Source organism: Paenibacillus sp. FSL R7-0331, from assembly GCF_000758645.1.
Lineage (GTDB): Bacteria > Bacillota > Bacilli > Paenibacillales > Paenibacillaceae > Paenibacillus_AQ > Paenibacillus_AQ camerounensis.
This window is the reverse complement of sequence record NZ_CP009284.1, coordinates 4,087,358-4,107,961: the sequence shown is the minus strand read 5'-3', so window position 1 is coordinate 4,107,961 and position 20,604 is coordinate 4,087,358. Positions and strand designations below refer to the sequence as shown.

Annotated in this window: 21 protein-coding genes; 15 read left to right on the top strand and 6 right to left on the bottom strand. The window is 46.7% G+C overall.

From position 1 onward, the window contains the following. Positions 1 to 41: 41 nt before the first annotated feature. The 3 genes from R70331_RS17380 to R70331_RS17370 form a co-directional block, all read right to left on the bottom strand. The gene (locus R70331_RS17380; protein WP_042177444.1) at positions 42 to 1,058 is read right to left on the bottom strand and encodes an aminoglycoside phosphotransferase family protein; all 1,017 of its coding nucleotides are present in this window, start codon (positions 1,056 to 1,058) and stop codon (positions 42 to 44) included. Next, entirely contained in the window at positions 1,055 to 2,128 is a 1,074-nt protein-coding gene (gene rsgA / locus R70331_RS17375) for a ribosome small subunit-dependent GTPase A (protein ID WP_042177443.1), read from the bottom strand. The genes R70331_RS17380 and rsgA overlap by 4 nt, the downstream gene beginning before the upstream one ends. Positions 2,129 to 2,499: 371 nt before the next feature. Beyond that, positions 2,500 to 3,882 carry a WD40 repeat domain-containing protein gene (locus R70331_RS17370; protein WP_042177442.1) on the bottom strand — a complete coding sequence of 461 codons (1,383 nt, stop codon included), beginning with the start codon at positions 3,880 to 3,882 and terminating at the stop codon, positions 2,500 to 2,502. Between the two features lie 198 nt (positions 3,883 to 4,080). On the opposite strand from R70331_RS17370, the gene R70331_RS17365 reads away from it, so the two are divergent. From R70331_RS17365 to R70331_RS17325, 10 genes are all read left to right on the top strand, one after another. Further along, positions 4,081 to 4,731, top strand: coding sequence for a hypothetical protein (locus tag R70331_RS17365; protein ID WP_042177441.1), 651 nt, complete (start codon positions 4,081 to 4,083; stop codon positions 4,729 to 4,731). 18 nt (positions 4,732 to 4,749) lie between these two features. Beyond that, complete coding sequence (locus R70331_RS17360; protein WP_042177440.1) at positions 4,750 to 5,229, top strand: hypothetical protein; 480 nt, start codon at positions 4,750 to 4,752, stop codon at positions 5,227 to 5,229. A 410-nt stretch (positions 5,230 to 5,639) separates the two neighbouring features. Next, the gene (locus R70331_RS17355) at positions 5,640 to 7,220 is read left to right on the top strand and encodes a DUF262 domain-containing protein (RefSeq protein ID WP_042177439.1); all 1,581 of its coding nucleotides are present in this window, start codon (positions 5,640 to 5,642) and stop codon (positions 7,218 to 7,220) included. Between the two features lie 105 nt (positions 7,221 to 7,325). Next, positions 7,326 to 8,072, top strand: coding sequence for a creatininase family protein (locus tag R70331_RS17350; RefSeq protein ID WP_042177438.1), 747 nt, complete (start codon positions 7,326 to 7,328; stop codon positions 8,070 to 8,072). 599 nt (positions 8,073 to 8,671) lie between these two features. Beyond that, positions 8,672 to 9,244 (top strand): hypothetical protein, encoded by a 573-nt coding sequence (locus R70331_RS17345; protein ID WP_042177437.1) that lies wholly within the window; start codon positions 8,672 to 8,674, stop codon positions 9,242 to 9,244. Between the two features lie 26 nt (positions 9,245 to 9,270). Beyond that, positions 9,271 to 9,888: a hypothetical protein gene (locus R70331_RS17340; protein ID WP_042177436.1), complete on the top strand. Its 618-nt coding sequence runs from the start codon at positions 9,271 to 9,273 to the stop codon at positions 9,886 to 9,888. A gap of 46 nt (positions 9,889 to 9,934) precedes the next feature. Beyond that, positions 9,935 to 10,207, top strand: coding sequence for an Imm44 family immunity protein (locus R70331_RS17335; RefSeq protein ID WP_231576307.1), 273 nt, complete (start codon positions 9,935 to 9,937; stop codon positions 10,205 to 10,207). A gap of 92 nt (positions 10,208 to 10,299) precedes the next feature. Further along, positions 10,300 to 10,452, top strand: a complete 153-nt coding sequence (locus R70331_RS31595) for a hypothetical protein (RefSeq protein WP_156131152.1) — start codon at positions 10,300 to 10,302, stop codon at positions 10,450 to 10,452. A 121-nt stretch (positions 10,453 to 10,573) separates the two neighbouring features. Beyond that, positions 10,574 to 11,311, top strand: coding sequence for a hypothetical protein (locus R70331_RS17330; protein WP_042177435.1), 738 nt, complete (start codon positions 10,574 to 10,576; stop codon positions 11,309 to 11,311). Between the two features lie 200 nt (positions 11,312 to 11,511). Continuing rightward, positions 11,512 to 12,180, top strand: a complete 669-nt coding sequence (locus tag R70331_RS17325) for a DNA alkylation repair protein (RefSeq protein ID WP_042177434.1) — start codon at positions 11,512 to 11,514, stop codon at positions 12,178 to 12,180. A gap of 62 nt (positions 12,181 to 12,242) precedes the next feature. Here R70331_RS17325 and R70331_RS17320 read toward each other — a convergent pair whose 3' ends face one another. Next, a complete protein-coding gene (locus R70331_RS17320) occupies positions 12,243 to 13,955 on the bottom strand; it encodes an ABC1 kinase family protein (RefSeq protein ID WP_052419097.1) in 1,713 nt (570 codons plus the stop codon). A 276-nt stretch (positions 13,956 to 14,231) separates the two neighbouring features. On the opposite strand from R70331_RS17320, the gene R70331_RS17315 reads away from it, so the two are divergent. Beyond that, positions 14,232 to 16,163, top strand: a complete 1,932-nt coding sequence (locus tag R70331_RS17315) for an AraC family transcriptional regulator (protein WP_042177433.1) — start codon at positions 14,232 to 14,234, stop codon at positions 16,161 to 16,163. Positions 16,164 to 16,307: 144 nt separating this feature from the next. Here R70331_RS17315 and R70331_RS17310 read toward each other — a convergent pair whose 3' ends face one another. Continuing rightward, complete coding sequence (locus R70331_RS17310; RefSeq protein WP_042177432.1) at positions 16,308 to 16,778, bottom strand: pyridoxamine 5'-phosphate oxidase family protein; 471 nt, start codon at positions 16,776 to 16,778, stop codon at positions 16,308 to 16,310. Positions 16,779 to 16,952: 174 nt separating this feature from the next. On the opposite strand from R70331_RS17310, the gene R70331_RS17305 reads away from it, so the two are divergent. The 4 genes from R70331_RS17305 (at position 16,953) to R70331_RS17290 (ending at position 19,437) form a co-directional block, all read left to right on the top strand. Further along, complete coding sequence (locus R70331_RS17305) at positions 16,953 to 17,885, top strand: helix-turn-helix transcriptional regulator (protein ID WP_042177431.1); 933 nt, start codon at positions 16,953 to 16,955, stop codon at positions 17,883 to 17,885. A gap of 78 nt (positions 17,886 to 17,963) precedes the next feature. Next, positions 17,964 to 18,764, top strand: a complete 801-nt coding sequence (locus R70331_RS17300; RefSeq protein ID WP_042177430.1) for an SDR family oxidoreductase — start codon at positions 17,964 to 17,966, stop codon at positions 18,762 to 18,764. Between the two features lie 24 nt (positions 18,765 to 18,788). After that, positions 18,789 to 19,148: a nuclear transport factor 2 family protein gene (locus R70331_RS17295; RefSeq protein ID WP_042177429.1), complete on the top strand. Its 360-nt coding sequence runs from the start codon at positions 18,789 to 18,791 to the stop codon at positions 19,146 to 19,148. Between the two features lies 1 nt (position 19,149). After that, complete coding sequence (locus R70331_RS17290; protein ID WP_042177428.1) at positions 19,150 to 19,437, top strand: Dabb family protein; 288 nt, start codon at positions 19,150 to 19,152, stop codon at positions 19,435 to 19,437. A gap of 125 nt (positions 19,438 to 19,562) precedes the next feature. Here the strand turns inward: R70331_RS17290 and R70331_RS17285 are convergent, their stop codons facing one another. Further along, entirely contained in the window at positions 19,563 to 20,441 is an 879-nt protein-coding gene (locus tag R70331_RS17285; protein ID WP_042177427.1) for an AraC family transcriptional regulator, read from the bottom strand. Positions 20,442 to 20,604 lie beyond the last annotated feature (163 nt).

Genomic DNA, 20,604 nt, shown 5'->3' with positions numbered 1-20,604 from the left:
CATAAGCGGGTATCCGGAGTTCTTTTTTAGTGCTTTTAAAGTCAGCTCAGGACAGGGGTGTTCTTCATTTCATAGATTTTTTGGAGTGTCTGGAGACTAAGCGTCTTCCCGTCATCGTTCTTTGCATGGAGATACCCTTCAACAAGCCTGTACCCGAACATAATCAGAATCAGCTCACAGACGCAATGATCTGCCACAGGGGGAGCATCTGCATACTCTGCAAATCCTCTATAATACGCAGGTATGCATCGCTGGTAATATTCGATCATGTGATCAAGATCCACTTCGTCGGCAAGCAGGCTGGCGATGTCCTCGCCCAGATAGCCCCATCCGGAGGTATCCCAGTCGATGAGCGCAATTGTTCCTCCGTCACTGATGATATTGGTGATCCAGAAGTCACGGTGGCACAGCACAAGAGGCATTTGTTCAATACGGGCGAATATCGCTTCTGCGTGCTCGTCAAGGTCAATAAGCATTTGCCGAACATGCTGCGGAAATTCACAATTCTCCGAACGGATATAGTCGTAGACGACCGGCCAAGACCGGTAATGCAGGTACGTGTTCTTCATAAGATCTGCCCGGCTCAGGTTGGTCAGACTCTCCAGCACAGCAGGCTGCTCCGCATACAGCTTGCCCTGATAACGCCCTAACTCCAGTGCGGCCTGCTCATACCTATCACCAGTTAAGTCTATACCGGATACGCCATCGATATATTCCAGCCACAGCTGGAATTCATCCTGCTCGGCATTCATTTCCGCGTAATAACAAGTCGGCCAGCGAAAGGTATCCGAAAAAGTCACTCCCAAATCAGATGAATAAAGATCATACTCCCGGCGCCATGAACCCGGATCATTGTAGCGCTCCCATTTCTTCTGGATTTTAAGCACAACACGATACGGCAGTTTCGCTCCACCGGCAGCTTCTGCGGTTCCTGTTACCAACTGCACATTTCCCACAGTTCCGCCTTGTAAAGATTGGGTCTGGTAGTCGGCAGTGATGATATCCTGCTTCAACTGTCGGCTTAAGGCATAGGTCAGTGTTTCGTTTGTAATATTCATTTTTTCCATCCCCCATTTTTCTTAGTTTGCTTGCCTTGCATGACAGTCATTTTGTCACGGGCCCGTTTGCTGAAGAGGTAACCCGTCCTGTCCTGGACATATTTGTGCTCATGCTGCTGGGTAAGATAATGCTCCCAGCGTTCACGCGGCAACGAACCGTCTTCCAGCGCGGCGAGAACGGCACAGCCTGGCTCAGCCTGATGGCGGCAGTCGGCAAAACGGCATTTTCCAAACCATTCCTCCACATCGCCAAAGCTTGCATGTATGCCTTCACCGGCCTCAAAAAGCCCAAGCTCACGCATGCCAGGCGTATCAATAACCATCGTACCGGAGGGGAGCATGAACAGCTGACGGTGTGTTGTAGTATGCCGCCCTCTGCTGTCAATTTCCCGGATTGCCTGGACCTTCATTACATCCTGTTCCATCAGCGCATTTAGCAGAGACGATTTGCCGACACCGGACATGCCAAGGAAGACGGCTGTTTTGCCCGGCAGCAGGTAAGGAGCGAGTTCGTTCAGCCCAAGGCTGGTGTGACTGCAAATGGCGTGAACCGGCACATCAGGGATGCTATTTATAACTTCTGCGAGCATTGGATTATAATCATCAACGAGATCAGCTTTGGTCAAAATGATAACCGGCTGGCCGCCGCTCTGCCTGACCTGGGTCAGATACCGCATAATACGGGTAACGTTGAAATCCAGATTGAGCGAAGTCAGAATAAATACATAATCAAAGTTGGTCGCGACAACCTGCTCCCGGATGGTCTTGGCGTAGCCTGCGGCATGCCCGGAGTAATCAGCGCGTGAGAACTTGGACCGGCGGGGGAGTACCGTAACGATGAGTGAATCTCCATTCCCGTTGTACTGCAGCAGGACGAAATCACCGACACACGGATAATCTGAACGCGTATCCGCACTGTGATAAAAGGCTCCTTTGAGCACCGCTGTAACTTCACCGTATCCGGTCATAACAGTAAAACGCTCGCGCCGCAGCTCCGTCACTCTGCCGGGTATTAATCCTTCTTGAATATCTTCTGTTTCAATATAGCCATAGGCTTTTAAATCGGTCATAGTTGCGTTGTTAGCTCCTTTTATGTTGTTTTTTGGACGCAAAAATGCCGCGGACCAGCAGCCTCTAAAGAAGCTGCTGATACACGGCATAAGAACGCACCTAAAGAGACGATCCTCATCGTATCCTGTAAACAGCAATTTTCACGAAAGGTTACTTTGGATGGCATCACAAAGAATACGGGCATTCTCCCGTGTTGTTCGTGTATGCCTGCTATTCGATTCTAAGACGAAACCACCATATAAGTAGTTGCCACTAAAATCACATCCCCTTTCGTGTACGGAACTTGCTTATCACTAAGCTTTCTTTAAGTTATCCTATTCTGGGAAAATATTCAATGTACTAAATGATTATAATTAAATTGCACATTTGCTCAAAAAGTATAAGCATGGCCCCCAACATCTGCCCAGGCCAGCGTCCCGTCCGGCATCCAGCCAAGCAGAACGCCTGCTGCCACGAATGTTATGGTCCGTTCCTTTTTGTCATATAGCCGGATTGTACCTGTACCTGCCGTGTAAGCTGCGAACCTGCCGTCCGGCGACCACTTGAGCGTAGACAGAAGATAGTAATCCTGCTGCCGCTCATGCTCCCATATGTCCTCTTTAACCTGCTTCGTAATCTGCTCATCCATGAGGACGTTAGAAGTTCCGCTGCCGGTGTCAAAACGGATTTTGCCTAGCGGATTGTCCTCCCCGTTGTCTGCAGGGAGTATCAGGATCGTATTGTCCTCCCAGGCCAGCGGATATACGAACAGGAAGCCGTCACTGTGTGAGAGGAAGGCTGCGTTCTCCCGGGACAACAGCGTAGTTCCCTTTTGATCCAATACCAGCAAATCTGCTCCGGGGCCAATGTAGTCATCATGTGCGTATAACACAGCAATACGTGTGCCGTCTGGTGATGAGGACATTCCATAGACCGGTTTGTCAAATACATGTAGCTTCTTGCGGGTGAAATCCTTCAGGTCTACCCGGTACAGCGTTTTGTTGCCCGATACCATATAAGTGAAGCCGGGATAGAAACGGTCGGAATACATTTCATGATAACCATAGTCGTTGCCGTAAGCTCCTTCCTCCGGGGGAAAAGAAGGGATTGTAAGCTCCCGGCCTGTCATAGCCTGAACCAGATGATGCTCTTCACGTCCATAGAACAAAAAGGAAGGTACCGAGTATTCCTGGTTATCGACAGCTTTGATCCAGCCCGTATTCCAGACCGGAATCATCCGCTGAGTGCCGGATACGATGCCTTTGAAATGTATACTGCCCTGATCAGATAGGGATCTGACAACGACAGTATTGCGGTACGGCTGCTCTATGCTCGCATAGCTTCGTCCATCTGAGGTGGCGGCTTCATCCAGATTGAAGGTCCCGGACCAGGCGTTATCCTCCTCCATCTGCAGACGAATCTGCACAAACCTCGGTGACTCCCATTCCAGCGTATAACTGAACGCTGTCTGCGGATTGCTGGTCTGCAGGCTTTTTTCCAGTGCGGACTCCAGTGATGCTTGGTCAATATCGGCATTGGACTTTACCTGCACCACTTGTCCGTATCCTTCCAGGCTTGTCATCTGCTCGATATAGAGAAAAGGCTCCTCCGGGCTTAAGGATGCCGTAGCTGAAGATGTGGCCGCCGGAGCTGCAGCTGACTGGGTCGTTGCCGAATTAGGCGGCGGAGAAATGTCCGCTTGTTCTGCTGAAGGGGTCTTCTGACATCCTGCGAGCATAACAGACGCCAGCACAATAACTTTCAAATAACGCATATATAAACCTCCATACCGAAATAGTTAGAGTTTTCCATATTAATATGGACGTTGTTAAAGCGGATAAGTTGCTGAGGCTGACGATTTAACAGGGCTGCTTGATAGGATATAATTCGTGAGCACATTGACTAGCCAGGAGGAAGCAACGTATAATTTTTCCAAATGTGTTGTTAAGTATAATGTTAAAGGGGATTTATAATGATGCGTCTTAAGTGGAACATTTTGATCTATTCCATGCTGTTCGTGGTTGTCTTATATCTGGTACTCAATGACTCTTCACCGATCCTGATTGTAGGGGTTACTATCGTAGCGGTCCTTATTGCTTTTACAATCCAATTCTATTATCCGGCGGTTTTGGACAAGCGAGTGGATCGTGTGGAGTCTTTTTTGCGCAGCCAAAAAAGCAATCCGGGTTTGTACATCCAGTATGTTGTTGCAAACAAACTTGAGGACGAGGTAGAAATCGTTATGGAGCAGATTATGAACAAATATAAACGGCCAGCGGCCCAGGCACCTTTTAAGGCGGCTTACGGTTTATACCGTAGAGATATGGCTGCTGTTCAGGAAGCGGTGCAGGATATCCGTTATCCCGATTACCGGGCATACTACGAAACGGCGCTGCTGGTGGAGGATGGCAAATATGCTGAGGCGCGGGAGCATCTGGAGTCTATTAAAAAGCGGTGGATGAGATCGGCACTGCTCGCAGAAGTGGAACGCAAATCGGGAGACATCGAAGCTGCAGTCAAACACGCCAGGGAAGCAGTGGAGGCAACGGGAGGCGTCCAACGTTATGTGTTACATAAGGAATATGAAAGAACGTTACCGCAGGCGGTTGAGCGGGTATCGTGAGTCTGGAGGAAGTAAAGCATGAAGAAAACAGATTGGATCAAAGTACTCTTAGCATTATCGCTAATCGGCCATGCGGCAATATTTATTCATCATAAGCTTGACAATCAGAGACAAGAACTAAGATATGAGCTGTTAAATGCATACATTTACCGGGATTTAGCCCAACTGGAAATGACTATCCAATATCAAATGGATAATAACTGGGTAAGCGAACCTCTCGTTCCTCAGAAGTTAGATGATGCCATTGATTCAGTTATCCTGCATATGGGAATGGAGCAAGACGATGATAAAGAAGCTGTTCTCTGGACATTACATGATTACTTGAAGGAGTTCAGCGTAAATGACCCTACCTACTCGGTTAGCTTAACGGATAAGCAGCGGGCTGATTACATTGATTTAGGGGAGAAGCTGCGCTTCAGCGGGTGGAATTACGGTGTAGGGTACGACACGAAGTGGGAGGTTTTTGAAGCAAAGGTAGAGGAGCTTGTGGGCGAATAGAACTCAAAAAATGAAAGGCTTTTGATGAGTGTTTGCTGGGTGGATACGTTGAAGGTTTACTGCGGTGAACCGTATCATAAGTAGGGGCAAGTTTTTTGGAGAAAAGCTCACAGGAGCCTGTATCTATGTCATGGCTAACATAAGCTAGAGGGGGTACCTCTATTTGAAATGTTACGTAAATAAGATGTTCCCTCGAGATACTTAAATATATTTACTTGATTTAGTAATGAAAAATGACGCACAATATCGAATTGATACGGATAGATTTCACAGAATGAAATAGTTTTAAGCAATAAGTTGCATACGTTATAGTAGATAAGCAGAGATAGTTCTTAATAAACTAATTTGTTAATTTAAGGAATACTGTGATAAAATATTTGTGAAAATCATTTACACTAGGAGATGGGAATTTGGCAGAGCCACTTGCGATAAGAAAAGTTATAGAAAAAATTACATCAGGTGAAATTAGAATTCCTGCATTTCAAAGGGGATATGTATGGTCATCTGAGCAAGTTTCGTATTTGCTTGACAGTATATATAAAGGGTTTCCTATCGGTACTATATTATTGTGGAGGACACGGGAGAGATTGAAGGTTGAAAGGGATTTGGGCAATTATACCCTTCCCGACCCACGAAAAGATTATCCTATAGACTATGTGCTTGATGGCCAGCAAAGACTTACATCACTGTTTAGTGTTTTTCAAACAGATTTAACCCCAAATCAGAATGAAGAATGGTTGGACATCTATTTTGATTTTACAAGTAGAGATGTAATTCAAGAAAGTAAATTTGTACCATTAAAGCCACAAGAATTTGATCCCACTCGTTATTTCCCAATGAATTGTTTATTTGATTCGGTAAAGTATCGGAAAGCGGCAGAAGGTCTGGATGCTGAAACAATAATAGTTATTGATAAACTTCAAGAGCGATTTAAAGAGACACATATTCCAATCCAAGTAATGGAAACAGAAGATAAGCATCATGTTGCGATTGTTTTCGAACGTATTAATAGATTTGGTACACAGTTGGATACATTCCAGTTATTATCAGCTTGGAGTTGGAGTACAGATTTTGACTTACAAGATGAGTTCTCACAACTTGCCGAAGAAATAGAACCCTTTGGATTTGGGGATCTGTCTTTCGATAAGGATTTACAATTAAAATGTTGTAGTGGTGTTATTTCCGGAGACACAGCCCCTGCTGCTATTATAAATTTAAAAGGGGAAGAGGTTAGAAATAACTTTACTAAAATAAAGAATGGTATTAAATCAAGTATTGATTTTCTTCAGAAGGAACTAAATATTTACTCGCTCAAATCAATGCCATATCCAGCAATGATTGTTGCACTTACAAGGTTTTTTGCAACAGAGAAAGACAATGGAGTTTTATATACTGAAAAACAACGAAGACAGTTAGTAAGATGGTTTTGGAGGTCTTGTTTTTCACGTCGATATTCTAGTGGAGTTACCGATGCACATAAAGCAGATTTACGTGCCATGGATGAATTACGAAAAAATCAGGATTACGACATTGCGAGTTTTGATTGTAGCGTAAATGCGTCCTTTTTCTTGAGCAATCAATTCAATGTAAACACCGTTAATACTAAAACCTTTATTACTATGCTAGCTCATAGAGGCCCAAGATCATTCATTTCGGGTGCAAAAGTTGATTTGAGTAAAGTTTTAAAAAATGTTAGCAAAAATGAATTCCATCATATTTTCCCTGTGAATTATTTAGAGAATACTTTGAAATTAAGCAACAAGAAGGATATCAATTTACTTGCAAATATGTGCTTCTTAAATAATTCTGATAATCAAAAGATAAAGGACAAGCCTCCTTCAGTGTACAAAATGTTAATTGATACAATTAATTTACCAGCAATCTTGGAAACAGGATTTTGTCCGCCGGATGCTTTTGATATCGATTATGACAGATTCCTAGAAAAACGAGCGGATAACCTTGTCGAATACGCAAAAGAATTTATAAAGTAAGTAAAAAGCACCGTGAAACGGTGCTTTTTACTTGCCGCTTCAAGCAGTGCGCTGAACCGTACCTTAAATAACGGTTAGCACAGATCAACATAGAAGGAGATAAAAATGTTAAATTATACGAATACTACCACGGAATTATCAGTTAGCAGTATAGACACTGTGGTCATATCTGTTGGGGCCACAGAGCAATTTGGGCCTTATTTACCAATGCATATTGACACTTTGATTGCTGAGCTCTACGCCAATGAGTACGGTAAAGCACTGAATGCATACGTATTGCCTGCCTTACCCTTCAATACCTCGGAAGAACATGCAGAGTTCAAAGGAACCGTTACTGTTAGTCCTAATATTTTGACTGCTATGCTTGAAGATATAATATTGGGTTTAAGAAGACAAGGTTTTAAGAAATACCTCCTATGTTCAGGGCATGGTGGAGCATATTGGTATAACGCGTTTATTAAACAAATGAATTATAAATATCCAGATATCATTGTTATATACCCCGGGTATAACGGTTCGTGGGAAAATGCAGTGAAAGCAGCAGGACTAGATAGACGAAATGAATTGCATGGCGGGTTAACTGGTGTTTGTACGGCAATGTGGTTATGTCCTGAGCTTGTAAAGTTAGAAGCAATGGGATCTGAAATACCGGAAGAAAACAAGAGATATTCCGATTATATTGGCTGGGACAAACTCACAGAGGATGGTAACTGGGGGTCTTTTATCAAAGGACAATACAGTGATGAAGAACTTGCTGAAAAAGGAAAGACCTTATGGATGACACTGATAAAAGGACAATGTGATGGATTAAAAGAATATCTCGAAGAAGCGTATCTGAGGAAAATCGGATAAAATATACACTAACCTATTGGAGAATGATAGTTGTATAAAGCGAGATCAGAAACAAGGTCATCCGGCAAAGGATGGCCTTAAAACTTGCCGTTACAGCCATCGCGGTGAACCGTATCATAAGTAGGAGCAAATTTTTTGATACAGAGTAATGATATATCTGGACACAGAAGAAGCAGAAGAAAGACTCGCATGATGTGAACAGATTGCGAAAAGCATCTTGCAGAGTTTTCTTTCTCTTCCATCCTTAATAAGCAAAGTATTACAAAGGTGATTTTTCAATAAGGGTTAACATAAATAAGTAATGGCAAGTCGTATAACCAAAAACTCGCAGAAGCTTGTATGTACACCATGTTCACCATAGGAGGGGGAGATGGCTCTTTATGGCCAACAATCTGTAAACAGGTTTATGCGAGCTGAATATTCGGAATTCAGAATCAAAGAGTAAATGACAAAACACTTCAAGGAGTATTTACCTTGAAGTGTTTTTTAGATGCGCTTTAGAATCCTGACTATCTCCATCCATTTGGTAAAAGCATGAAATATAGTTACTATAATAATATGATAAATATTATTGAGAAACTAGCCGGAGGAGGGATTTTATGGGGAGATCATTCGCAAATCTGCATATTAAATCGGACGACCTGGAGAAAACAATTGAAGCTTTAAGAGAGCTAAGCACCGGATATGGTGAAGTATTAGGTTACTCTAAGGGTAAGACTCCAGAGAGCAAGCCTGTCATGTACGTAAGCCAAAGCACCGGGGGCTGGATCAGCGTACTGCACGAATATATGGTCTGGGGTACAGTGAAGGAGGTTGGCAGAACGTTGTCACGGCTGATTGAAGCGCCAGTAATGACGGTGGGATATATGAATGAGGAAATCTTCGAGCTGTCGTTTTTTGAGCAAGGGGATATTCAGGCCGAACGAATCTTTTGTGAGTCATGGACCCGGGAGGAGTATGAGCAGCTCCGGGAAGAGCGTATCCATGACAGTTACCTGCAGCAAGTGCTGGGCATGAACGATGAGGCGGCCGGTGAATTCATCAGCATGACGAGCCCGGAACAAGCGGTAGAGAGGCTGTCAGAGATTGCAGGAATGTCTTTGTGGTGCGACTATGAGTGGGTGCCTTATGAAGAGACCATTAGAGAACGTTTCCAGGCCTATTTATTCTGAACAAGCCATAGAAATGGGGGACGGACATGGACCGACTGAAGAACAGCGGATTCTATAAGCTCAAATTTCTCATTACGCCGGAAGAGTTCCAGAGTGTGCTGAAGCTGCTGGAGCCTGCGGCGGCACAATTCTACCAGACCAACTTCTCCCGTAGTGAAGATACTTCGGATCAGGTGGCGGATGCGTACCGCAGCTACTATGAATATTTCATGACAGCGGAGAAAAGGGAGGGCCATCGTCCCCTGTTCGTATACGCCGTTACTGTGCAGCCGGGGGATGAACAATCGGGATATCATATAAGGCCGGAAGAGATCTTTTTCCCCCGTTACGGACAGTGGGCTGAGGACATATTGCCGTGTGTAATGATCTCTTATCCCAAAGGGTTCCAGATTGATCTGGAAGACGAACGCGGAAAGTATTACATCTACGGGGACATCCGGGAGCATAAGCCGATTACCTATGCGTTTTTTGAGGAATTCACCGGTGCTATCCGGAAAATAACCAAGCCGCTCCGCTTCTCAGCGCAGGACGCTGAGGCCATGAAGGAACAGAAGCCTTTTGTTCGCATCAGCCCGGGTGCGGCTCAAGACCTTAGCCAATCGTGGATGTTCAGTAAATACGGACTGATGCTCAACGGGAAATAGTGAGGATAATATATGCGTAAAGTACGGGAGAGGAAGGTAGTTAAGCATGGAACTTGCTTTTACGCTGGATACCGGTGGAACCTGTGTGGGAGAACTGAGGGAGGAACTACTGCCGCTAGAAGAATCGGCTTTTACATGGGATTTTCCCTATGCAATCTTTGTTGTATTTCGCGTGTTACCTGAAAGCTTTGAGAGAAGAACGTCAAGGCGGTTCGATAGCCGGGATCATACTCTTTATTTGGATATAAGCCTGAGCTATGAACAGTACCAGCACTTGTCAAAGAATGAGCAGCGTGAGGCTTTGGGGATTCAAGATTGAGTACATCCTGCTGCACATGAATGACGGTGCGACTGCCGCAGTTCATCCTGACCATTTATAATCACCCCTTAGCAGGGAGAAGGGGCACACGTATGTATGAGCGTCTAACAGAGAAATGGAGTAAGGCTTCTGCTACACAGGAAGCAGAGCTGCTGGCGGTAGAGATTACAGAGGCGGCCCGGAGTTCATTTTGTGTGCTTTTTGCGAATGGGGAACGTTATTATTACTGTACACTCGCCGGATGAGGGGAATACGGAACGGCCCTGCGGCTGAACCGGGCAGAGTCTCCGGCGATGCAGGCCTGGCTGGCAGAAGCGGCAGAGTAAGGCTGCCCAAGTATAAAATAGGTATGAGAAGGGGGTCATCATGTACATCGTATCTGAGCCCAAAGGGCTATCTGATTGCCAACAACAACGGCTTGCAGCAGGGAACGGTGCCGTTTATCCGTCGGGCTATGTCCAGTTCTTGCAGCAATACGGCGAAGGGACGTATCGGGGGTGGATGAATATTCAGCTGCCTGACCCTGAGGTGCTGCAGCCGTTTGCTGAATATGAGTTATGGGAGCATGATGAAGACAGCCCTATTACAGAGCAACAGATCGGCGAGTGCATAGCCATAGGGACGACAGTAGACGGTGATTTCCTGGCTGTCCATCCCCGGCACAACGGGCTGCTCTGGCTGCCCCGGCATGCAGAGCGGATCGAAGCAGTGCCGCTGGAGTTATGGGAGGAGAAGAGTGACGGGACGTATACCTCGCTGCTGGATGAAGTCTACCGTCAGAGGTACGGGACGAGACTGGAAGAATGCGTCTATTATGAGCCTTGGACGGGAACCCGCGAACACCTCTTCCTGCGGATGCCACCAGGACCGGGCCGGCTTAATCTTCAGGAGCTGGCAGGCCTGTGCCAAGCAGAATTCCCGCCGGATCTCTTCACCGCGAATCCGTATGCCTGCTTTTTGTTCTACCGGCAGCTGGGCGGCTATATCCGCTTAAATCTGGCCAACCGTCAGGAGGTGGCTCTCTTCTATGAGCAGGAGGCAGAGGAGGTATCCGCCTGGATGCAGGAATGGCTCCTGTCGAAGGGCTGTGAACAGATTCCATAAGATATGAGAGAACTTTTCCCGCCGGTGAAGACGGGTCAGGGCAAGCGGGCGCACGCAGGCAGCTATTCAGTTCTATGCACACTCGTTCAGTCCCGGCTTTGGGGATGGGGCGGACAAGTTCGGCAGAGTCTTTCAAATTCATACGGAGCTGAGCCAAGGGCATATTATGCAGCAGTGCTTTAATAAAGGAGTCGTGCCAAATGAATCAGAATAAAAACTCAGAAATGAACCGCTCTTCAAAAGCAGAAAACATTCTACTACAGATCAATAGTAATACTAAGCTAGGCGACTTGCGGAAAATTGCTAAGGACATTAAAAAAGATCACGAATTGGCTAAGGAGCTTTGGTCAACCGGAGCGTTTTTGCCCAGACTGTTAGCAATCTTAATTATGGATAAAAAGCTTCTTTCAGAGGAAGAGCTAAATAAGCTTGATAAGGATATGCAGACTCATACTTTGGTTGAGCGAAATAACTTAATGGATTGGTTAATGGCCAATCAGCTCACCAAAGATAAGAAGACAATTGCGTTGATAGAGTCATGGGACAATAGCCCTTCTGCTCTTCAAAGACGGACTTACTGGTATTATCAAGCGCGATTGAGATGGACCGGACAGACACCGCCGGATAACACCGCAGACTTACTACCCAGATTAGAAGCTGCTATTACGCTGGAAGAACCGGAAGTCCAATGGGCTATGAATTTCACCGCAGGCTGGATAGGCGTCTATGATGAAAAGAATCGTGCACGTTGTATTGAACTTGGCGAGGTAACGGGGCTTTATAAAGATGACATGGTATCGAAGGGCTGTACGCCCAATTATTTGCCGGAGTTCATTGCGATTGAAGTTAACAAACGAAAAAATAATTAGTTGACCTCTTAAATATAGAAAAAAGACCGATTAAATATCGGTCCTTCGATGATTGGCTATGATTAATCGGATCCGGACTTCGACTTTTCTAGTCTGCTATGTTCGCGCATGGCGTTCATCTGCTGGACATGTCTTACTTCACGCCGGTTTCCTCCCGTTATCAGCTGGCTTAGCATAATGAGCAGCCCCAAGGTGCCGAGCACATAAGAAACGGTATGATCCACCTCATTCCACATGTTGGAAGCAATCAGAAGAAATACCGCTCCAATGATCGTTGCAACAATCCGCCTTGTGTTCTTATTTTGCGTATCAATCCATTTTTTCTCAAAAGAACTGGATAGCTTTACCCGTAAATTTCCGCTATCTATTTTGTCTACTGCAGAAACGATCTTTTTGGTCGTAGGAAGGATGCCTTTTAGAAGATTCTTTCCCTCATCTACAACGTTAGAGAAGACACTTCCCCGCAGATCGTTACGCACAACCTTTTCAACATAAGGCTTAGCGGTCCCGATCAAATCAAGCTCAGGGTCAAGTCCCAGACACAGTCCATAAACCGTAATGATTGCTTTGCCTAAAAAGGTTGTATTGGCGGGTAACTGAAAGGGCTGAGAATAAAGGAAATCACGTAAATCTTCAGCATTGTCACCTGACGTCACAAAACTAAGATCAAACGTATCCCCGTTAACTTGTTCAAATAATAACGTAAGATTCCTCGAAAGCACCTCTAAATCTGTATTCCGCCTTAAAAATCTCAAACGATTCAGGGCATTGATGGCGCCGTGGGCATCTTTTAAATACACCGCCATTAATAGTGCTATCATTTGCTTCTTCATATCACCTGCTATTTGTCCGACCATTCCAAAATCAATTAATGCGATGGTGCCGTCGGGCTGCACGAGAACATTACCCGGATGCGGGTCTGCGTGAAAGAAACCGTTGATCAGAATCTGTTCTGTTAAAATTTCCATCAATGACTTCGCAAGTTGAGTCCGATCCACACCCCAGGCATCGAGCTGGGCAAAATTGTTGATTTTTACACCCTCCAAAAACTGCATGGTTAGCACCTTTGAGGTTGTATAGGACCAATGAATGTCTGGAACAACGATATCATCCCGATGGGTGAACTGCTGCTGGAATTCTTCTGCATTTCGCCCCTCTTTTTGATAATCGAGCTCGTCCATCACTGTATCGTAGAACTCATCATATACCGCATCGAGGTCCATGAAGGCTGCAATCCTGGTCTGGCGTTTCATTAATCGGACAGCAATTTGTATGGATTTCGAATCAATTTCAATGATATCCTCGACCCCGGGACGCATAACCTTCACTGCGACTTGTTCACCTGTTCGTAATATCGCCCGATGTACCTGACCCAAGGAAGCCGCTGCAATAGGCGTTGTATTAAACTCGGCAAAAATCTCGTTGATCGATGCACTGAGTTCACGCTCTACCTTAAGTTTTATCTCAGAAAAATCTACTGGGTCTACAGAGTCCTGCAGCTTTGATAATTCATCAAGAATTTCCTTCGGTAAAATATCTGCTTGCGCACTAACATGCTGCCCAAGCTTGATAATTAATCCGCCCATGTCCATTGCAGTCTTCGTGAAATAGGTTGCCTGCTTTCGGTATAATGCTTTGGTTTTCGCTTCTAAGCGCCGTCTCGGGATAAAATATTTCTGCTTGCCAAGCCACCAGAAGGCCCAGGCAAACTTAAAAATCATCCGCATGGTTCTTCTGAACCGGAGATCCTTCATCAATCTTAAGAATTCGCTCATTCTTTTTATCTGCCTCTCACCTTTGATGGACAATCTACACATTAGTATGATATTTCATACTAATTATATTTTCAATGATCCCGCTGACTAAGGCCGGAATTCTGTTATTCACTGGCGGTGGATCAGTTTTTGCAAGGGGAGAGCAGGATTTCGTATTCTGGTACTTGTAATCGCCCTGTTGACAGTACTAGCCGTATTCGTTATTGTTTTTAGAAACATGATTCAATTGAGAATGATTATCTATTAGATAATGTAGAGGGAGCTTGCCAATCAGCTATGGACGTTCTGAGACTTATACAAATGTGGAATCAGGTGAGTATACGCGTGCTGGACGTGCGGTTTAAGCTGGCCGGAGTGGACGGTGATTTGCAGCAATACCGCTTGCCGTCAAGCGCGTTCATATTTGCTTTCCAAGGACAAGGCGAGCTGTGGGTTGATGATGAGGTGTGGCTGTGCGATCGTTTCTATGTCCTTCATGCCGGTAAAGGCTCCCAGCTGACGGTTCGGAGCAGAGAAGGGCTGAATATGTATATCGTACTCTACAAAGCGACACTCCCCGCTGCAGCCCCGCAAGAATTACATAGGATCATTCAGGAAACCAGTCCGTTTCTGGACAGCTGGGGATTCCCGCCCGGTGAGCCGCTGGCCATGCTTGAGTTGCTTCAGACAATACGCGGCGGCTTTCTTGAATCGGATGATGGATTGACCGGGCTGTCGGTCAAGGGAGACTTTATCCGCTTCGTCCATGTTGTTCTGAGAGAGCGCCTGTTCGGCGCCGGTGAGCTATCCTTGTCGGAGCAGGTTATTCGGTATTTGTCCAGAAATTACCGCAAGACGATCTCGTTTGAGGAGCTTGCGCGGCAATTGAATTACAGCCAACAATACATTTCGAGAAAATGTAAGGAGCAGACTGGACTTAGTCCGCTGGATTACGTCATTCGTTTTCGGATGGAAGATGCGATGGCTCTGCTGGCCGGAACGAGGGCAACGCAACAGGAAATCGCATCGCATGTCGGTTATCCCGACCTTATGTATTTCAACCGGATGTTCAAAAAGTATGCCGGCATGACGCCGGGGCAATATCGTAAGCGAAACGGCCAGCCCGTTTCAGATTATGCAAGAAACAGGTCGCAATCCTCCGTTGTTCCAAGCCGGTCATTGGGCTATCCTTTTTATATGAGTGATATTGATTATCAATTTCATCGGGAAGGATCGAATAAAATGACTAGAGCAACAAGAAGTTTCTATACAGTTATGCTGTTATGCTTGACTGTGATGTTAACGGCGTGCGGCGGGGCGGTGAACAATGGAGCCTCAGCACCAAATCAAGCTGCCGCCAGCGCCTCTCCAAGTGCGATTACCCAAGAGGCAGAGGCTCCTGCAGCTGCAGAGACCAAAATAGTTAAGACCGCATTCGGTGATGTCGAGGTTCCTGCACGTCCTCAGCGCGTAGCGGCCATTTCTTATCTCGGTACCGTACTTGCGCTGGATGTTCAGCCGGTCGCAGCGGAATCGTTCCTGATGTCGAGTCCCTATCTCGAGGGCATGCTGGATGTCGTAACGGATGTAGGCGACTCGTTGGAGAAGCTGCTGGAGCTGGGTCCGGATTTGATCATAACGCATAATCCGCAGCCTGAGGTAGTCGAGAAATACCAGAAGATCGCACCTACGGTATCTGTTCCTTACAATCAGTTTGCATCCATTCAGGATGAGATGCTGTATTTCGGCGACTTGCTGGATAGGAGTGAGGAAGCGGAGAAATGGAACGAAGAGTTCGAGAAGGAGATTGCTAACATCCGGGAGAAGGTTCAGCAGGCTGTTCCTGAAGGTAAGACACTTTCGATTATGCAGGAGTACGATGGAATCGTAAGTCTGTTTGGTCCGAAGTCGGGACGGGGCGGACGGCTGATGTATGAAATCATGGGGCTGAAGCCGCCGGTGGCGGTTCCTGACTACATGCTAAAGGAATCTTACTATGAATTTTCACTGGAAAAGCTTTCGGAGTACATGGGTGATTATCTGATTCTGACAACGGAATCCAGTCTGGAATCGCTGCAGGCTGATCCGGTCTGGGGATCACTGGAGCCGATTCGCAACAATCGGGTGTTTTTATGGACGGAGAACCAATCCTGGTACCGTGACCCGATTGCCGTAAAAAGACAAATCAACGAACTCACCGACTGGATCATCGAGGCAGCGAGCCGGTAAAGGCTCAAAGTATAGATCGAGTGGATGACGGCAATATCCCCCAAGAAACAAATACGAGAGCCATCCCGAAAGGGATGGCTCTTTGACATATTGTTATAGATAATACAAGGACCCTTCCTTTGATCTATCTCCAGCACCATCCAGTCAGTTTGTCGTCTTATTCACAAAATCGATCTCATTTCTGATCCCTTTATGGGCGTCATTCCACAGTCCCCTTGTCAGGCGAATGCGCAGCAGACAGGTGTTAGGGTCTTCGTCATTATTGGCTTCGTTATACCAGCCGGCAAAAATGGTGCGCAGCTTGGTCATTATCTCTGTGTTCTTCTCGTCACATACCCAGCCCAGGTTTTCACCGATCCCATCGGCAGTGAAATTTTCAACGATGATACAAACGGCGACTTCGGGGTTTTGGGCGATCTGCTGCATCTTTCCTGAGGTCGCGTAAGTGACGGTGTAGAAAGCGCCATCCTCATAATAGGCATCCACAATGCGTGAGGCGGGACGGCTTCTGCCATTAGCCCCTGGTTCCAGTGCGATGGTGGACAGCGTGATTAGGCCGTCCTTGTTACCCGCTTGTTCTTCCAGCAGCTTCATGGCTTCATCGTATTTGCTCATTATATTACCTCCTAAATTGTCGTAAGGCATACATAATAAGCTTATCATTGTAAAATCCTGGTGCATGTGAAGAATAATACGTAATATATGAAATAATGAAATCATACGCTCAATCCTAACTTGACATAAGTCTGTCAAGTTTTTTTGTTTATACTGAATCCAAGAGGTGAGTGAATGCAAATTAGCAGACTGCTTCAGATGACTTATATTTTACTGGAAAAGGGGACGGTTACAGCTCCTGAGCTGGCTGAGCGGTTCGAGGTATCGGTCAGAACAGTCTACAGGGACGTAGAAGCCTTGAGCCAGGCTGGAATTCCGGTCTATACGAGCCAAGGAAAAGGCGGCGGCATTTCACTTACGGACAGATTTGTCCTGAACAAATCCTTGCTCACTGATAAGGAGCAGGATGAGATCCTGTTTGCCCTTCAGAGCTTGTCCGCGGCTCGATTGCCTGATTCCGAAGAGGTATTCTCAAAGCTGAGCAGCTTGTTCAGAAAAAATAGCACCAGTTGGATCGAAGTCGATTTTTCCCCATGGGGAAGCGGGCAAAAGCAAAAAGAGCTATATCCCCTGCTGAAGCAGGCTATTTTGGAGCGTATAGTCATTTCGTTTACTTATTTGGGCGCCGCCGGGGAACACCAAAGCCGAAGAGCAGTACCATTGAAGCTGCAATTTAAGGATAGGGCCTGGTACGTGGTGACCTACTGTTTTGATAAAAATGCTCCAAGAACCTTTAAGATTACAAGAATGTCGAATGTACAGATTTTAGACGGGGAGGGGGCTGAGCTTTTAGGGGTTGGACAGGAGGAGAGGGAGTCTGCCGGGACTTCCCATGAAGAGGATAAGGGTAATGAAATGCCGAGAATCGCTCTGGTGTTAAAAATAGAACCGGCGGCAGCCTATCGCATCGTGGATGACTTTAGGGAAGAGGATATTGTGAAACAGGAGGATGGGTCTTTCCGGGTCACTTCAAATATGCCTTCCGGAGAATGGCTTATTCAAAATCTTCTTTCTTACGGAGAGTTACTGGAGGTTATGGAGCCGGCGTCTGTCAGGCTGGAGATGAAAGCCCGCACAGCCAAAATGGCCGGAAAATATTTAGGATAACTGGACACGCAGCTGTCAGGTTCTGTTGATTACACTAGCCTAGTAGTCACAACATACCAAGGAGGCTTCAACAGAACAATGAATAACAGCCCGGATATACTCGATGTGAGCAAAGAATTTGCAGGTAAAAGAGCACTGGTGACCGGCGGCACCCGGGGAATTGGTCTCGCGGTCGTACAACGTCTGCATGCAGCGGGAGCTGAGGTTATAGCTACGGCTAGATCCATACCCGAGACCTTACCGGAAGGAGTGAATTTCATCCAGGCGGATGTGAGTCTTCCGGAAGGCGTGGATCATATCGTTCAGCAGACGGTTAAACAGCTCGGCGGTCTGGATATTTTGATTAACAATGTGGGCGGGTCCGGGGCAAGTACAGCAGGAGCATTAGCTCTGACGGATGAAGATTGGCATACGACATTCACAACCAACCTGTTTTCTTCCGTCCGGCTTGATCGCGGGTTTCTTCCTTACATGGCTGAACAGCACAGCGGAGTGATTGTCCATATCTCCTCTATTCAACGTAAGCTTCCCGGCATCATGACCATGCCTTATTCTGCTGCCAAAGCGGCACTTGTTAATTATAGTAAGAACCTGGCTACTCAATTTGGACCTAAAGGGATAAGAATTAACACACTGGCACCGGGATTTACAGAGACGGAAGCGGCGGAACGCCTAATTGGGAGAATGGCTGAGCAAGCCGGATCGGACTATACAGCCGCCCGCCAGCAGCTAATGGATGAGCTTGGAGGCATTCCCCTCGGCCGTCCGGCCAGACCTGAGGAGGTTGCTGAGCTGGCGGCCTTCCTTGCCTCAGACAGAGCCTCTTATATTACCGGCTGTGAGTATGTCATTGACGGCGGAACCATCCGCACCGTGTAACGAAATTACAAAGGAGCTGAGCTTATGGAGACTAGTTTGCTTCCGAAGGTGATACAACATTTTATAACGGCTGCCAATAAACCTGATCCGGATGCTTATGTGAACTGCTTTTCAGAAGATGCAATAGTTCACGATGAGGGCAAAGAGTGGGCCGGCAAAGCTGCAATATCCAAATGGAGTGCCGGACATCACTTTAGTGTTCATATAACGCTTGAACCCGAACAGCATAAAGAGCATGAGGGTGAGACTATAGTGGCTTTTAAAGTAGACGGGGATTTTGACAAAACAGGACTCCCGGACCCTCTGTATTTGGATTTTTATTTTCAGCTCCGCGACGATAAGATTAAGCAGCTAGCAATACGGCTGTCTACAGGATGGACCTAAGATGATAGTCAATCATCTGCTGTTGAAGCTGAAGGACCGGAGCCCGGAGCATACCAAGCACATTCAGACCGTTCTGCTTAGCATGGGTGGAATAATAGATGTTCTTCTTGATGTTCAGGCTGAGACTAACGTTCGCCCTGGGCCTGCTGCGTATGATCTGATCCTAATCACCAGGTTTGCTTCCTTAGCAGACATGGAGGAATACCTTATACACCCGGCCCATCAGGCTGTTGCCAAGATTATCGGTACCGCTCTGGAAACGCAGGCATCTGTCTGCTGCGAGATTTGATAGAAGCTAACTGCCAATATCACACCAAGACCCTCGATAAGAGGGCTTCTTTGGGTAGCAGCTCAATAGTTCGGAACAAGCCTCTCGGATAAAAAGATTCTCCACCTGCAACATGCTGGATAAGTCTATCCCGGAGGGACGTCGCGTTCAGCCGCAAGCCTGCTGCGCATCACACCCGGTGTACAGCCGTAAGTCTTGCGGAATACCCGGATAAAATAATTCGTCTCCATCCCGACGTTCAGCGCCAGATCCTGTACCGGCCGCTCCGGGCTCTCGTTAATCATCTGGAGCGCACGCTGCAGCCGCAGGTTCTGCAGGTATTTATGCGGCGTAACACCATACTCCTGCAGGAACAGGCGCTGGAAATGCTGCACCGAATAGCCGACTGCAGAAGCCAGATTGGCAATCAGCAGCGGTTCAGTAAAGTGCTCATTGATGAGGCTGACCGCTTTTTGCAGCGCCTCATTGCGGACGGTTTCGGTTTCCGGCCGTTCAGTCTGGCTAAGGGAGGAATCCCCCCGGCGCAGCATGAGCAGCAGCCTGTACAGGGTGACAGACAGCTCCTGCATGGTATGCTCATCCAGCCGGGCGGCGTTATACCGGTCAACGGTATGCCAGATTCCGGCAATCATGTCCCAGCATTCTTCAAACCGTTCGGTCATTACAGGCACAGAGGGCAGCAGGCGCAGCCCCTCCAGTACTGCGGCAGACTGGCTGCCGTCAAAGCCGATAAAAGCCAAATGCCACGGTTCATGGGACAGCGGATAATATTCATGTCCCCGGTCAGGCGGAAAAGCAAATATCATCCCCGGGCTAAGCACCGTTTCGGTGCCGTCCGTAAGATCGCGGAACAGCCCGCTGCCGCTGCGGATCAGGAACACCTGATGTACCGGGAAGCCGGAAGGGCGGACATGATGATACTGGATATGATGGCCTACCGAGTAGGGATAGAGCGGAAATTCATCAGGCTGACGGGGCAGCTCGACCAGGGAAAATGGTAGCAAAGTGTACACCTCATATTCATTTTGTACTATGCAATCGCGAGTTTATTCCTACTGTATGACAGTATTTATCCTATATTATAAATAGTATAAATGATTATCCGTGATTTGGACAAGGATACTGAGTGAATATAATCAGAGAAAAGTCCCATCCTAACACGGAAGA

What these genes read in the sequence shown, in the direction of transcription:
- R70331_RS17380 (WP_042177444.1), bottom strand. Translation starts at nt 1,058, where the DNA reads ATGAATATTACAAACGAAACACTGACCTATGCCTTAAGCCGACAGTTG.
- rsgA (WP_042177443.1), bottom strand. Translation starts at nt 2,128, where the DNA reads ATGACCGATTTAAAAGCCTATGGCTATATTGAAACAGAAGATATTCAA.
- R70331_RS17370 (WP_042177442.1), bottom strand. Translation starts at nt 3,882, where the DNA reads ATGCGTTATTTGAAAGTTATTGTGCTGGCGTCTGTTATGCTCGCAGGA.
- R70331_RS17365 (WP_042177441.1), top strand. Translation starts at nt 4,081, where the DNA reads ATGATGCGTCTTAAGTGGAACATTTTGATCTATTCCATGCTGTTCGTG.
- R70331_RS17360 (WP_042177440.1), top strand. Translation starts at nt 4,750, where the DNA reads ATGAAGAAAACAGATTGGATCAAAGTACTCTTAGCATTATCGCTAATC.
- R70331_RS17350 (WP_042177438.1), top strand. Translation starts at nt 7,326, where the DNA reads ATGTTAAATTATACGAATACTACCACGGAATTATCAGTTAGCAGTATA.
- R70331_RS17345 (WP_042177437.1), top strand. Translation starts at nt 8,672, where the DNA reads ATGGGGAGATCATTCGCAAATCTGCATATTAAATCGGACGACCTGGAG.
- R70331_RS17340 (WP_042177436.1), top strand. Translation starts at nt 9,271, where the DNA reads ATGGACCGACTGAAGAACAGCGGATTCTATAAGCTCAAATTTCTCATT.
- R70331_RS17335 (WP_231576307.1), top strand. Translation starts at nt 9,935, where the DNA reads ATGGAACTTGCTTTTACGCTGGATACCGGTGGAACCTGTGTGGGAGAA.
- R70331_RS31595 (WP_156131152.1), top strand. Translation starts at nt 10,300, where the DNA reads ATGTATGAGCGTCTAACAGAGAAATGGAGTAAGGCTTCTGCTACACAG.
- R70331_RS17330 (WP_042177435.1), top strand. Translation starts at nt 10,574, where the DNA reads ATGTACATCGTATCTGAGCCCAAAGGGCTATCTGATTGCCAACAACAA.
- R70331_RS17325 (WP_042177434.1), top strand. Translation starts at nt 11,512, where the DNA reads ATGAATCAGAATAAAAACTCAGAAATGAACCGCTCTTCAAAAGCAGAA.
- R70331_RS17320 (WP_052419097.1), bottom strand. Translation starts at nt 13,955, where the DNA reads ATGAGCGAATTCTTAAGATTGATGAAGGATCTCCGGTTCAGAAGAACC.
- R70331_RS17315 (WP_042177433.1), top strand. Translation starts at nt 14,232, where the DNA reads ATGGACGTTCTGAGACTTATACAAATGTGGAATCAGGTGAGTATACGC.
- R70331_RS17310 (WP_042177432.1), bottom strand. Translation starts at nt 16,778, where the DNA reads ATGAGCAAATACGATGAAGCCATGAAGCTGCTGGAAGAACAAGCGGGT.
- R70331_RS17305 (WP_042177431.1), top strand. Translation starts at nt 16,953, where the DNA reads ATGCAAATTAGCAGACTGCTTCAGATGACTTATATTTTACTGGAAAAG.
- R70331_RS17300 (WP_042177430.1), top strand. Translation starts at nt 17,964, where the DNA reads ATGAATAACAGCCCGGATATACTCGATGTGAGCAAAGAATTTGCAGGT.
- R70331_RS17295 (WP_042177429.1), top strand. Translation starts at nt 18,789, where the DNA reads ATGGAGACTAGTTTGCTTCCGAAGGTGATACAACATTTTATAACGGCT.
- R70331_RS17290 (WP_042177428.1), top strand. Translation starts at nt 19,150, where the DNA reads ATGATAGTCAATCATCTGCTGTTGAAGCTGAAGGACCGGAGCCCGGAG.